This is a genomic window from Tumebacillus lipolyticus (assembly GCF_042682745.1).
GTDB lineage: Bacteria > Bacillota > Bacilli > Tumebacillales > Tumebacillaceae > Tumebacillus_A > Tumebacillus_A lipolyticus.
The window spans coordinates 751474-765429 of record NZ_JBHUIO010000002.1 but is presented as its reverse complement, the minus strand read 5'-3'; the positions used below and the strand labels follow the sequence as shown (position 1 = coordinate 765429).

Annotated in this window: 12 protein-coding genes; all 12 read left to right on the top strand. The window is 55.8% G+C overall.

Annotation, left to right across the window (positions count from 1 at the left end; translation table 11 throughout):
• The first annotated feature begins 59 nt into the window (after positions 1-59).
• The 12 genes from moaA to ACFSOY_RS02685 all read left to right on the top strand — a co-directional run bounded on the left by moaA (position 60) and on the right by ACFSOY_RS02685 (position 13910).
• On the top strand, positions 60-1058 hold the full coding sequence (gene moaA, locus ACFSOY_RS02740; RefSeq protein ID WP_386043989.1) for a GTP 3',8-cyclase MoaA: 999 nt from the start codon (positions 60-62) through the stop codon (positions 1056-1058).
• 15 nt (positions 1059-1073) lie between these two features.
• Positions 1074-1568: a cyclic pyranopterin monophosphate synthase MoaC gene (moaC, locus tag ACFSOY_RS02735; protein ID WP_386043988.1), complete on the top strand. Its 495-nt coding sequence runs from the start codon at positions 1074-1076 to the stop codon at positions 1566-1568.
• On the top strand, positions 1568-2053 hold the full coding sequence (locus ACFSOY_RS02730; protein ID WP_386044473.1) for a MogA/MoaB family molybdenum cofactor biosynthesis protein: 486 nt from the start codon (positions 1568-1570) through the stop codon (positions 2051-2053). The genes moaC and ACFSOY_RS02730 overlap by 1 nt, the downstream gene beginning before the upstream one ends.
• Positions 2054-2401: 348 nt before the next feature.
• Entirely contained in the window at positions 2402-3553 is a 1152-nt protein-coding gene (steA, locus tag ACFSOY_RS02725; RefSeq protein ID WP_386043987.1) for a putative cytokinetic ring protein SteA, read from the top strand.
• 29 nt (positions 3554-3582) lie between these two features.
• On the top strand, positions 3583-4470 hold the full coding sequence (locus ACFSOY_RS02720) for a copper transporter (RefSeq protein ID WP_386044471.1): 888 nt from the start codon (positions 3583-3585) through the stop codon (positions 4468-4470).
• Entirely contained in the window at positions 4467-5132 is a 666-nt protein-coding gene (locus ACFSOY_RS02715; protein ID WP_386043986.1) for a glycosyltransferase family 2 protein, read from the top strand. The genes ACFSOY_RS02720 and ACFSOY_RS02715 overlap by 4 nt, the downstream gene beginning before the upstream one ends.
• Positions 5129-5992, top strand: a complete 864-nt coding sequence (locus tag ACFSOY_RS02710; RefSeq protein WP_386043985.1) for a hypothetical protein — start codon at positions 5129-5131, stop codon at positions 5990-5992. Before ACFSOY_RS02715 ends, ACFSOY_RS02710 begins: the two co-directional genes overlap by 4 nt.
• 433 nt (positions 5993-6425) lie before the next feature.
• Positions 6426-7100 (top strand): MBL fold metallo-hydrolase, encoded by a 675-nt coding sequence (locus ACFSOY_RS02705; protein WP_386043984.1) that lies wholly within the window; start codon positions 6426-6428, stop codon positions 7098-7100.
• A gap of 30 nt (positions 7101-7130) precedes the next feature.
• Entirely contained in the window at positions 7131-10520 is a 3390-nt protein-coding gene (gene fabD / locus ACFSOY_RS02700; RefSeq protein ID WP_386043983.1) for an ACP S-malonyltransferase, read from the top strand.
• Positions 10521-10574: 54 nt separating this feature from the next.
• Positions 10575-11261, top strand: a complete 687-nt coding sequence (locus ACFSOY_RS02695; protein ID WP_386043982.1) for an ABC transporter ATP-binding protein — start codon at positions 10575-10577, stop codon at positions 11259-11261.
• Complete coding sequence (locus tag ACFSOY_RS02690; RefSeq protein WP_386043981.1) at positions 11258-12517, top strand: ABC transporter permease; 1260 nt, start codon at positions 11258-11260, stop codon at positions 12515-12517. Before ACFSOY_RS02695 ends, ACFSOY_RS02690 begins: the two co-directional genes overlap by 4 nt.
• A 16-nt stretch (positions 12518-12533) precedes the next feature.
• Complete coding sequence (locus tag ACFSOY_RS02685; protein ID WP_386043980.1) at positions 12534-13910, top strand: ABC transporter permease; 1377 nt, start codon at positions 12534-12536, stop codon at positions 13908-13910.
• The last annotated feature ends 46 nt before the right edge of the window (positions 13911-13956 follow it).

Below are 13956 nucleotides of genomic sequence, written 5' to 3'. Positions count from 1 at the left end.
ACCAATGCTTATGCTATAATAGGCGTACAAGTTTTTCCTGCGAAAGGGGGAATCCTCGCGTGCTGATCGACAAGTTTCAACGGGTCCACGATTATCTGCGCATCTCAGTCACCGATCGTTGCAATTTGCGCTGTCGCTACTGCATGCCTGCGGAAGGATTGCCTTTTCTTGAACCGAGCCATTACCTGAGCTTCGAGCAGATCACCGAAGTCGTGCGGGTGGCTGCCAAGCTCGGCGTGCGCCGTTTGCGAATCACCGGGGGGGAGCCGCTGGTGCGGCCCAACTTGGAGCGGCTGATCGAACAGCTGTCCGCTCTGCCCGGCATTGAAGATATCGCGCTGACCACCAACGCCATCTATCTGGCACAGCGGGCCCAGGCGTTAAAAGAGGCGGGAATCACCCGTGTGAACATATCGCTCGACTCGCTCAACCCGGAACGATTTGCGAGCATCACGCGCGGCGGAGATCTTTCGCGGGTGCTCGATGCGCTGGAGCGCTCGTTTGAGGTCGGCTTCGATCCGATCAAGTTGAACGTCGTGCTGATGAAAGGATTCAATGAGGATGAGATCGACGATTTCCTCCGGCTGTCGATCGAGCGACCGCTGACGGTGCGCTTTATCGAATACATGCCGATCGGGCATGAGGGCGAGGATTGGAAAGGGAGCTACCTGCCGCTGCAGACGGTGATCGACCGCTGTCACCAGAACGGGTGGGAGCCTGTGCAGCTCGCCCAAGCGATCAAAGGAAACGGACCGGCAGAAAACTTCACGATCCCAGGCGCGAAAGGCGCGTTCGGCCTGATCCATCCGGTCAGCGACCATTTCTGCCAGAGCTGCAATCGTCTGCGGTTGACCGCAGACGGCAGCCTGAAGCCATGCTTGTACTGGGAAGATGAGTTTAACGTAAAGAATGCGCTCGGCGACGAACAAAAGCTGACAGAGCTTTTTCTGCGGAGCCTCGATGCCAAACCGGAGACGCACGAGATGGCCAAAGCGCTGATCGGCGAAGAAAAATCGCACAATCCGACGCTGCGACGCATGTCGCAGATCGGCGGCTGATAGGGAGACGTTGTGATGGAGGAGAACCGGCTGACCCATTTTAATGAACAGGGGCGCGCGCAGATGGTCGATGTCACCCAGAAGGACGTGACCAAACGCATCGCGACCGCCACGGCTCGGATCGAGATGGAGGAGGAGACTCTGTCCCTGATTCGACAAGGCAAGATGAAAAAGGGCGACGTGCTCGCCGTCGCTCAGGTTGCCGGGATCATGGCGGCGAAAAAAACGTCCGACCTGATCCCGATGTGCCATCCGCTGCCGCTGACCAAAGTGGACTTGAGCTTCGAAGAGGAGGGGCAGCGCGCGCTGGTCGTCTATGCGACGGTCGCTACGACGTACAAGACCGGAGTGGAGATGGAGGCGCTGACAGCTGTCACGGCAGCCGCTCTGACCGTCTACGACATGTGCAAAGCGGTCGACAAGGGCATGACGATTCAAAACGTCTGCTTGCTCGATAAGACGGGAGGCAAGAGCGGCGATTACCATCGGGAAGGGAGCGAGCGAAGATGATGCGATGGCGCGTTGGAATTCTCACCGCCAGCGACAAAGGGGCGAGCGGGGAGCGCGAAGATGTCAGCGGACAGGTGATCCGGGAAATGATGCTCGACATCGGCGCTGAAGTGGTCGAATATCGAGTTGTGCCTGACGAATTTGACATCTTGCACGATTCTATGGTATGCTACTGCGACGAGTATAAACTCGATCTGCTCCTGACCACAGGTGGTACAGGGCTGGCGAAACGAGATGTGACGCCTGAGGCGACGCTCGCCGTGATCGATCGGCAAGTTCCTGGCATGGCGGAAGCGATGCGCGCCGCATCCTTGGAGAAGACGAAGTATGCGATGCTCTCCCGCTCGGTCGTCGGCACTCGTGGGAGCACCTTGATCATCAATCTCCCCGGCAGTCCGAAGGGAGTCCGCGAATGTTTGGAAGTGCTTACACCTGTCCTGCCGCACGCTTTAGAAATATTGTCAGGCATGATGGGAGAGCATTAATGATTGTTAGTGATATTGATAAAAAATTTTTTTCGAGGTGAAACTTTTTCACCCCGAAAAGCATCTTACATATAGTAAGACCCACAAGCACGGCTCCACTCAACTGCGAATGGCTAGCGCAGCGGAGTGCAAGTTCCCCAACAACAGCCATTCTGTTTGTGCAGAATGTGGGGACGGTTCGAGCTTATAAGAAAGAGAGACCCTGATATCGAGCCAAGGGTCTCTTTTTCTTTTTCATACCTTTTTCTTTTGCATACATGGGATTATCTGGCGGTCACCTGTTCCATACTAGGGGTGACCGTTTTTTTGTGCCTTCGGTCGCCCTGAGGACGAAAGGTGGTGCAAAAGATGCGATTTGCCCCTGAAAAGAGAGGAAATGTCATCCGGTTGCACGGCGTAGCACGGGTCGATCACAAGACGAAGCACCTGGCCAAGCGGTTGCAGGCGGGCGAGATCGCTGTGATCCACCATGTGGATCTCGACGAGGTGGCTGCCGATGCCCTGATCGCAGCAAGAGCGCAAGCGGTGATCAACACTGCCGCCTCGATCTCGGGGCGCTATCCGAATCTCGGGCCGCTGAAGCTGGTGCGCGCAGGCATCCTCTTGCTCGACTGCGCACCGCCCGAGCTGATGCAGATGCTGGTGGAAGGTCAGGAACTAGCGGTGATCGACAATCTGATCGTGCGCGAGGATGCTGTGATCGGCAAGGCTGACCTGCTTGGGGAGGAGCAGGTGTTGGCCAAGATGGCCAAGGCGATGCTCAGCGTCAAACGTGAGCTGCGCTCCTTTGTCGAGAATACGCTGACCTACGCCCAGCAGGAAAAAAACTTTTTTCTCGGCGATCTGCCCAAGCTTGAGCTGAAGACGAAGCTGGCTGGCCGCCACGTGCTCGTCGTGGTGCGCGGGCCGACGTATAAAGAGGATTTGCGAGCGATCGCCACCTATATCCACGATGTGAAGCCGGTGTTGATCGGTGTGGACGGAGGAGCGGATGCGCTGCTGGATGCAGGGTTTCGCCCCGATCTGATCGTGGGTGATATGGATTCGGTCACCGATGCTGGACTCTGTTCGGGTGCGGAGCTGATCGTTCACGCCTATCCGGACGGACGAGCTCCGGGGTTGGCGCGCACAGATGCGCTGCAGCGCATGGCGCACACCTATCCCGCACCTGGGACGAGCGAAGATGTGGCGATGCTGCTCGCCCACGAGTATGGCGCGGAGCTAATCGTCGCTTTAGGAACGCATTCGAACATGATCGATTTCTTAGAGAAAGGGCGGCGGGGGATGGCGAGCACAGTGCTGACTCGCATGCGGATCGGCAACAAACTGGTCGATGCCAAAGGGGTGTCGCAGCTCTACTGCCGAACGGTCGATTGGCGAGCCGCATGTCTGCTCGTCGGCGCTGCCTTCGTGCCGATCGGCATCGTCGCATGGCTGAATCCGCTGACCCGCTCTTTTCTAAACATGTTGTATTTGAACATCATCCTGTTGGTAACCTGATCGATCGCGTATGAGAGGAGGGAACCGCGCTGTACGGCTTTCGATATCACATCATGACCTTGATCGCGGTCTTTCTCGCGCTCGGCCTCGGGCTGTTGCTCGGTGGAACGCTTGGGGAAGGGGTGATCGTCAAAGAGCAGGTACAACTGCTGGAGCAGTTAGAGGAGCGATATACGCAGACCAAAGCGGACAATGTGAAGCTGCAAAAGCAGAACGGAGAGTTGGAAAAATCGCAGGGGCGATTGGAGCAGGTGGTCGGCCAAGTGGGGGGGCACTATGTGAAAGATCGTCTCGCGGGGAAGAAAGTGGCCGTTTTGCAGATTGAGCCATCCGACCTGTCGGGCATCCTCACCCAGTTGGAGACGGCGGGAGCTCGCGTGACGAGCACCGTCTCCCTGACCAACGCCCTGCCGCTGCTCGAAGCGCGGCATCAGCCGCTGCTGGAGGTGCTCGGCATCAGCTCGCGCGATGGAAAAGGGATGTACAGCATGCTGGCCGAGGCGCTGGTGCGGGAGCTGTATCTGCAAAACGGAGGGGCGGTCGTGACCTTTTTGCAGGGAAGCAACGCGATGACGGCGAGCGGGGAGCTGGGCGTGCGCCCCGATCAGGTGATCGTCGTCGGCGGAGCAGGTGAAGCGAACAGACAGCGGGTGTTGACGTTCGATCTCCCACTGCTGAAAGCGCTGCAAAAACAGGCGATCGATCCAACCGGTGTGGAGCGATCGGATGTTGTGCACTCAGGGGTGAGCCATTATCGAGCGCTGGGCGTCTCCACCGTCGACAACATCGATCAGGTGACCGGATTGGTCGCGCTGATCGACATTTTGGGAGGTGTCAAAGGTCATTTTGGCATCAAGAAGACGGCCGAAGCGCTGCTGCCGAAAGTCTCAAACGCAAAGGAGGTCACCGCACAGTGAAGGTGAGCGTGCTCATTCCCGCATGGAACGAAGCGGACCGCATCGACCAAACGATCTTGGCCCTGCGGACGCTTGCGATCGTCGAGGAGATCATCGTGATCGACGACGGCTCGACAGATGAAACCTATCGGGTGTCGTTGGAGGCGGGTGCGCGGGTGATTCGCCATTCCACCAACTATGGAAAAGGGGCGGCGCTTTATTCGGGGCTCTTGGCGACAGATGCGGATATCGTGGTCTTTCTTGATGCGGATCTCTGCGAGACGGCGGTGGAAGTGGAGAAGCTGGTCGATCCGATCTTGCAGGAGCGCTGTGACATGACGATCGGTCGCCTGCCGAAGCCTGCGAGAGGCGGTTTCGGCATCGTCAAAAACTTTGCCCGAAACGGCATCAAAAGGCTGAGCGGTGTTGAGCTGGAAGCTCCGCTCTCCGGGCAGCGGGCAGTCAACCGCCGCGCATTGAACGCGATTGAAAACCTCGGCGACGGGTACGGCGTAGAGGTGGGGATGACGATCGATGCGGCGAGAAAAGGGATGCGCCTCTTAGAGGTGGAAGTGGCAATGAAAAATCGCGAGTACGGGCGCGATCTGCGCGGTTTTTTGCATCGCGGCAAACAGTTTGTGCAGATCGCGCGCGTGCTGCTGAGCAGGTGGCAGATGAGATGAATCCTTTTTTGGCAGGAACAGCGGCCGGGTTGTTGATCGCATTCTGGGGTGGGTATCTGCTGACCGGCTGGACGGTGCGCCCGCTGCAGACCGCATTTAAAAAGGCAGGTCTGATCCGGAAAAACTATGTGGGTAAAAGCGTGCCGATCGGCATGGGCAGCGCGCTTTGGCTCGGGCTGTTTTTTACCACCGTCCCCTTTTTTCTGATCAGCGATCTGCTGCCGATCCCGTGGACGATGGTGCAGGATCTGATCGGGATGCTCGTGGTCTGCACAGGTTTTTTTGTGATCGGGTTGCTCGACGATGTGGTGGGCAATCGAGAGGTGACAGGAATTCGCGGTCACCTGAGGCAGCTGCTGAAGCGCCGTGAGCTGACGACAGGGCTGATCAAGGCGGTAGCAGGGATTGGCGTCGGGCTTGCCGGAGCGTGGCTGATCGGAGCAAGCGGGTGGAAATTGGTGCTGGACAGCGCGGTCATCGCGCTGTCGGCGAACATGGTCAACCTGCTCGATCTGCGACCTGGTCGAGCGTGCAAAGGGGCGCTGCTGCTGCTCGCGCTGCTCGGGATCTTTTCGCTTCGCGCGGTGGAATCGCCTGGATTCTGGCTGTTGCTCGGCATGGTGCTCGCCTATTTTCCTGATGATCTAAAGGCGCGCACGATGATGGGGGATGCGGGCTCCAACCTGCTCGGCGGGGGGATCGGCTTTTTGGTCGTCGCCACCTGTACGCTTCCGGTAACGCTGGTCTGGTTGCTCGCGTCGCTGTTTCTTCACCTCTATGCGGAAAAGTATTCGATCTCCGATACGATCGAAAAAAATAAATTGCTGCAGTGGATCGACAGGTTGGGGAGATCAGCATGATCGACATTGGTGGTATGAGCAAGCAACTCGGTGAGCTGAAAGCGAGATCGAAAGAATCGGTAGCCATTTGCGTGAGCGGCTGCCGATTTTTTTATTTGAGGCGCATCTGCTCGCAAGATTGTAGAAGATCTATTAATGAAGAAAGATTCGACAACAGTCGGGTCATGTTTTTGTGAATTAATAGATAAGAATAGTGATAAGAATTGGTAAATGGAAAACCTTTTAAAGTATTGCAACTAGGAACTTGACCCAATTTATAGGCAATGGTATATTAAATAGTGAAAAAATTTTCTTAAAAAGGAATTCTATTTGTTTCCGGAATGTATATGTGTTGTTATTTTTAAGGTCGTACATTCTGAACATATTTTAAAAATGCTGATTTCGATCATCGCTTGTACGATTGCTGTCACCGTTCATCGAAGGAGGTTCGATCATGAGCAGCACCTATCAAGTCCACTCGCTAAAAGTGGGAAATCGCCATATTATCAACAACATCTATCTGATTGTTGATCAGGTGACCAGACAGGCTGCTGTCGTCGACCCAGCTTGGGAGATGTCGAAGATCGCAGGGTTGATCGATTCCCTCGAAGTGGATTTGACAACGATTCTGCTGACTCATTCACATGACGATCATGTCAACCTGGTCGAACCACTGGTCAGGCGTTACAATCCGCAAGTTTACATGTCGCGTCAGGAGATCGAGTATTATCGATTCACTTGCAGTTCCCTACATGCGCTTGACGATTTTTCAACGATTCACTTAGGCATGACTTCTATCACCTGTCTGCTGACCCCTGGACACACGGCAGGAAGCGCCTGTTATCTGCTCTCCGACAGCCTGTTTGCTGGTGACACGATCTTTATTGAAGGTTGTGGTGTTTGCGACAGCTTGGGCGGCGATCCGGAGGCGATGTATGAAAGTGTGCAAAAGGTTAAAACGTGGGTGCGCCCAAGCGTCCACGTCTATCCCGGCCATTCGTTCGGTCGTCAGCCAGGGCGACCGATGAGCGAACTGTTGCAACACAATGTGTATTTCCATCTGGACAAAAAAGAGCAATTTGTAAAGTTTCGCATGCGGCATCAGCAACGGCAGTGGTCGTTCCAATGACCTTATTTTTAGGGAGAAAGGTGCTTCTTGATGTCAGCTAAAATCGTGTTCATGTTTTCTGGTCAGGGTTCGCAATTTTATCAGATGGGAAAGGATTTATACACCCAGTCTGATCCCTTTAAGCGATGGATGTTGTTACAGGACGAGCTGGTGAAGGGGATGATCGGGGAATCGATCGTCCATTTGCTGTATCACGAAGGCAAGCGCCTGAGCGAGCGCTTCGATCGCACGCTCTACACGCATCCGGCGATCTTCATGGTGCAGTATGCACTGAGTCAGGTGTTGCAGGAACATGGCATCCGACCTGATCGCGTCGTCGGAACCAGCCTCGGCGAGTTCGTGTCGTCTGCAGTTGCCGGCGTGTTGCCGCTTCGCGACGCGCTAGAGCTGGTCGTGCAACAAGCGATGTCATTTGAGGAGACCTGTGCTCCCGGCGGCATGATCGCGGTCGTCAGCGATGCGAGCGCCTATCGGAACGATCCTGTTTTGACAGCAAACTGCGAGTTGGCAGCCGTCAATTACCAAAACCATTTTGTCCTGTCGGCCGATCGCGAGCGCATGCAGCTTGTGGAAGCTCATCTGCGCGACAAAGGATATGTCCACCAGCCGTTGCCCGTATCTTTCGGATTCCACTCGACCTCGATCGATCCGGCAGCCGCTCGCTTTTTGCAGGAAGCGCAGAAAAAGACGTTCGGTGTACCTACCTGTCGCATGATCTCATGCCGGGATGGTCAGCCGGTGCAGGCGATGACAGCCGACTATCTCTGGGAGGCGGTTCGACAGCCGATCGCGTTTCAGGAAGCGCTGCAGACGCTGGAGCAGGAGGGCGCTTGCATCTATTTAGATCTCGGGCCATCGGGCACGCTTGCCAACTTTGCCAAACAGACGATCTCGCCCGATTCCAGTTCGAAGCTGCTTTCGATCATGACTCCCTTTCAACAAGATCTGAAGAATTTAGAACAGGCGTTGCGCATAAAGGAAGTGAGAAAAATGTTGACGTACGTGTTTCCTGGACAAGGGTCGCAAAAGGTGGGGATGGGAGCCGAACTGTTCGATCAGTTCCCCGAATTGACCGCAGAAGCGGATGAGATTCTCGGCTATTCGATCAAGGAGCTCTGCCTGAAAGATCCGGATCAACGGCTGGGTCAGACCGAGTACACTCAGCCTGCGCTCTATGTGGTCAACGCGCTCAGCTATTTTAAGCGAGTGCAGGAGACGGGCGAAGTTCCCGACTACGTGGCGGGACATAGCTTGGGCGAGTACAATGCGCTGCTCGCGGCGGGTGCGTTCGATTTCGGCACCGGGCTTCGGCTGGTGAAGAAGCGAGGCGACCTGATGCGGGAAGCGACCGGAGGCGGTATGGCCGCGGTGGTCGGCTTTAGCCTCGAACGCATTCAAGAGGTGCTGCAGACGCACGGCCTGACCAACATCGACATCGCCAATTTCAACACGCCTTCACAGATCGTCATCTCCGGTTCTGCAGCCGATATTGAGCGTGGCAAGCCGTTTTTTGAAGCGGAAGGCGCGCGCATGTATTCGATTCTGCGGGTCAGCGGCGCGTTTCATTCCCGCTACATGGAGCACTCGCAGCAGCAATTTGCTGAATTTCTCCAACCGTTCCAATTCTCCGAGCTGAAGATTCCGGTGATCTCAAACTTTACAGCAAGACCGTACAAGCAGGCGGAGTTAAAACAGAACCTGAGCGCACAGATTTCGGGCACGGTCAAATGGTCGGAAAGCATTCGCTATCTGATGGGCAAGGGCGAGATGGAGTTTGTGGAGCTTGGCCCTGGCAAAGTGCTGGCTGGACTGATCAAGAAGGTGAAGTTGGAAGCGGAGCCGCTGATCGTCGAAGAAGAGCATGAGCCTGTGGTGATCACATCATCTCAAGAGGAAGCGCCTGCATCTGAACCCGAGCAGCAGGTCGAACTGCTGGTCGAGCAGGAACGAAAGGAACCGGAGAAGGAACCTGAAAAGGAGGAGCCGGCACAGGCTGAGCGGGCGGCTGAAACTGAGCTGCACGCCGCTTCCAGAGAGACGGCTGCCACCGCTGTTCCGCCCCCCACAGCGATCGATTTCGTCGCTGACGAAACGACCATAGCGGCAGCGGCGCTGGGCAGCGCATCCTTCAAGAGCAGGTACGGTGTGCGCTTTGCGGCTGTCGGCGGTGCGATGGGTCGTGGTGTCTCTTCTGCCGAGATGGTGGTCAGATGGGGCAAGGCGAGCATGCTCGGCTTCTTCGGTACGCAGGGGTTGCCACTTCGCCAGGTCGAGGAGGCGATCCGTGCCATTTCGCAACAGTTGACCCCTGATCAGGCGTATGGGATGAACTTGCCCTGTCAGCCGGTTCAGCCGGAAGTGGAGGAACAGCTGGTCGAGCTGTTCTTGCGCTATGGGGTGAGGACGGTCCTCGCATCAGGGTTTCTCAACATCACGCCTGCGCTGCTCATCTATCGCGCACAGGGACTTACGCGTCAGGCGGATGGCCGGGTGGTCACAGAAAATCGGATTCTGGCCAAAGTCACGCGGCCGGAGGTGGCAGATGCATTTTTGAAGCCTGCCCCCGATCGCCTGATCGAAAAGATGCTGGCGGAGCATAAGATCACCAAGCGTCAGGCAGAGCTGTTGAAAGAGGTGCCGATGGCAGATGACCTGATCGCGGAGGCGGACGGCGGCGGACCGACCGATCAGGCGTCCGCGCTGGCACTGCTGCCCTCGATCTGCCGATTGCGCGATCAGCGAGCCGCCCAGTTTGCCTATGCCGAGCGGGTCGGAGTCGGCGCTGCCGGTGGCATCGGCACGCCGGAAGCGGCGGCGGCGATGTTCGTGCTGGGAGCCGATTTTATCATGACCGGATCGATCAACCAGTGCACGGTGGAAGCTGGAACAAGCGAGCATGTGAAGTCGCTTTTGCAGGAGATCAACGTGCAGGATACCGCCTATGCTCCGGCGCAGGAGATGTTCGAGATGGGCGCGATGGTTCAAGTGGTGAAAAAGGGGCTGTTCTTCCCAGCCAGAGCCAAAAAGCTCTACGATCTGTACAGCTTGCACAACTCGTGGCAAGAGATCGACGAGAAGACGAAGGCGCAGTTGCAGGAGAAGTATTTCCAGCGCAGTTTCGCAGCCGCCTATGAGGCGGCCAAAGCGCTGCTTCCCGACAAGGAGCTGCAAAACGCGGAGCGTTTTCCGAAGGCGAAGCTGGCAGTCGTGTTCAAGTGGTATTTGGAACGGGCGCAGCGATTGGCGATCGAAGGCCGATCGGAGCAAAAGGTTGACTATCAGGTATACTGCGGTCCTGCTCTGGGAGCTTTCAACCAATGGGTAAAAGGGACGAGGTTGGAAAACTGGCGGAATCGCCATGTTGATGATCTGGCGCTGCGCATCTTGCAGGGCGCGTCCGGACTGCTCGAAGTCAAGTAAGGGAGACCAGATAGCTCGCCAAGCAGGGAGTCTAATCGGAGAAGGGGACTGTATATGGCAACCGTGACGATCAAGCAAGTGGAGAAAGATTACATGTTGGGCAAGACGAGCGTACCTGCTCTGCGCGGCGTGAATTTGACGATCGAGGCGGGGGAGTTTCTAACGCTTGCCGGCTCATCGGGCAGCGGGAAATCGACGCTGTTGAACCTGATCGGGTGTTTGGATCAACCGACGCGCGGAGAAGTGTGGATCGGAGATGCTCAGGTCAGCAATCTCAAGGAGAAGCAGTTAAACTTCATCCGTTCGACGATGATCGGCTTTATCTTTCAGTCGTATAACCTCATCCCCGTCTTAAACGTCTATGAGAACATCGAATTTCCCCTCCTGATCCATAAGGACGTATCGGCAGAAGAGCGAAAAGCGCGCGTCACCTATTTTATGGACGCGGTCGGACTCACCTCACAGGCGCAGAAGAAGCCTTCCGAACTGTCAGGCGGTCAACGTCAGCGCGTGGCGGTCGCGCGTGCGCTCGTCACCAAGCCATCGATCGTTCTGGCGGACGAACCGACCGCCAACTTGGATTCGAAGACGGGGATCGAGACGATCGAGCTGATGCAAGAGATCAACCGTAAGGAAGGGACGACGTTCATCTTCTCCACGCATGATCCAAAGGTGATGCAACGCGCCGATCGGATCATCTATCTGGAGGACGGAATGATCAAACAGGAGGAGCAGGAATGAACATCTACTCGCTCTCCTTCAAAAACATCTTTGAAAACAAATGGAGGACGCTGACGCTCGGAAGCTTCATTTTTGTGGTCAGCTTTCTGCTGGTGTTCTTCCTTTCCTTCACCTCGACGATCAAGTCGAACATGGAGGAGGCGATCAGCTACGTGCTGACCGGAGATCTGCAGATCAGGGAAGCTTCGACAAAAGAAGAGGACATGTTCACCATGAAGGGCGATTGGGGAGACCTCGCCTACCTCAAGCGGGAACAGACAGACAAGGTCGAGCAGGCGCTCCGAGGGGATGAGCAGATCGTCGAGTCCACCCGCTTGGTGCGCCACGCCGCACTGCTTTCGAAAGATGAGCTGATGGAGCCTTCCTTGATCGTCGGCATGGAATCGAAGACGAACGCGTACAAGAAGTATGTCAGCCTGCTGGAAGGCAGATACCTCAGCAACGATCGCAAAGGGGAGGTCGTACTGCCCAAACAGCAGGCGACGAAGCTCGGGGTGAAGGTGGGCGACAAGATCAACGCGGTTGCGCAGACCAAAGATGGACAGCCGGTGCAAGTGCCGCTGGAGGTGGTCGGCATCGGCGAGATCGAGCTGTTCGCCACGTTCTCCTTCGCTCCGACCTATGTGGACCTAGCGACCGCACAGGAGCTGATCGGGTTTCAAGCGGGCGAGGCGACCGATCTGGTCGTCTACCTCAAAGATCGCCAGAACGCCGAACAGGAGCTGACCGCTCTCACCGATAAGCTGGCGGCGAGCGGTCTGTCCGCAAGCGATGTGAAACTGTCCACCTGGAAGGACATGGGCGGCTTCGTGTTGAGCACGGTCAACATTGAGATCATGATGTTCTATGCCTGCATCGCCATCCTGCTGGTCATCATCGCCATCCTGATCACCAACATCGTGCTGATGATGGGGCTTGAGCGCCGACAAGAAGTCGGAACGCTTCGGGCGATCGGCTTTAACCGTTCGCGTATCGTCCAGATCTTCCTCGGCGAGATCCTGTTGATCACCGCGATTTTCTTCGCGATCGGAGCGGCGTGCGGTCTGCTGGTCAATTATATTTTCTCCCAAGTCGGATTGCCGATCTTCTCTCCGCTGAGCAACATCACGGGGAAGATGCTGTACTTGAACTTCGATGTTGCCCAAGTCGTGCCTGCGCTGCTGGTCGTATTCGGCATCGCTCTGCTCTCCGCATTATATCCTTCTTTAAAATCGGCTTCCTTATCTCCGGTCGAGGCCTTGAAGGAAGTTTCATGAACAGGGGGCCTTCGAGATGTTGATCGTAGCCAAAATTGCGCTTCGCAATGTGATCGCAAGCAAAAAGCGTTCGTTTTTAATCGGGCTTGTCATCTTTCTATCCACCTTCATCCTGCTGATTTCCGATGCGATGATGAACGGTGTTGAGCGACAGATTTTAAAAGGGTATGACAACCTACAAGCGTCCGACGTGGTCGTGATGTGGGACAGTTTAAAAAAGGTCGGCAACGACGATACTACACGCCTGCTCTTTCTGACCAACAACAGCTTCGACCCGAAAAAGGAAGCGGAGAACAAACGGGCGACAGACAAGCTGAACAGCTATTTGGATGAGCACAAATCGGAAGTGAAAGCGTACTATCCGCTCGTTCGGCGCAACGCGTCCCTCGTCAATGGGAACAAGAAGGACTCGCAGTTCTCGATTTTCGGTCTGACCGAGGCGAACCGGAAGTTCCTCTTGGAGAGCAGGACGATCGAGCTCTCGCAAGGAGAGCTGATCTACGACGACAGCAATGCGCTGGCCATCTCGCGGGCAAAAGCGGACGAATATAACCTCGATCTTGGCGACAAGGTGGAGATTGCCGGTTTGTCGATCGATGGGAAAGCGGTTGCTCGTCAGTTTGTGGTCAAGGGGATCTATGCAAACGGTGCCGGATGGGACAATTACTACGGCTTTATCGCGGAGAGCGCGGCGCGCGATCTCTTCCAATACAAGCCGGGCACGTTTGACATCGCCAAAATCTATCTCGATGATGCGGAGCGGGCGGATGATTTTGCCAAAGATCTCGACAGCGTGTTAACCGCGCAAAGCGACGTGTTGCGGGCAGAATCCTCTTCCGAAGCGTCGGCGATGTTCCCGATGATGGCACAGAATCTAAAAGCGGTCTTCAACCTGTTCATCTTTGCCCTGCTCTTCATCATCGCCATCGGATTGCGCGCCACCATCAACATGAACCTGTTTGAACGGATGAAGGAATTTGGGACGATTCGCGCGATTGGCTATAGCCGCGGGCAAAGCTTTGCGATCATCTTCTTTGAGGCGTTCTTCCTGTCGCTTTCGATGCTGTGCCTTGCGCTTGTGAGCGCGTTTGTGCTGGTGCAGATCTTCAGCGAAGTGGGGGTCTACCTGGGTGATGGACCGCTCAGCTATTTTGGCGGCGAGAGCATCTATCCGAGCATGCGCGTGCTCGATGTCCTGTTCGCCCTGGTGATCATCGCGCTGTTCGCCTTGCTCTCCACCTTCAATCCCGGACTGAAACTGCTGTATCAAAACATCACCGACATCATGGCAAAACGACAGAAGCGGGTGTTTTTGCCCGCTGCGATCTGGCGGGGCTGGTTTCCCAAAGCGACCACAGCGCCGTCGAAAGATAAAATGCCCCTCAACCGATAAGGTTGAGGGGAAAGCTTTCGATTCCTGCTGTTGATCGAAAACCGCA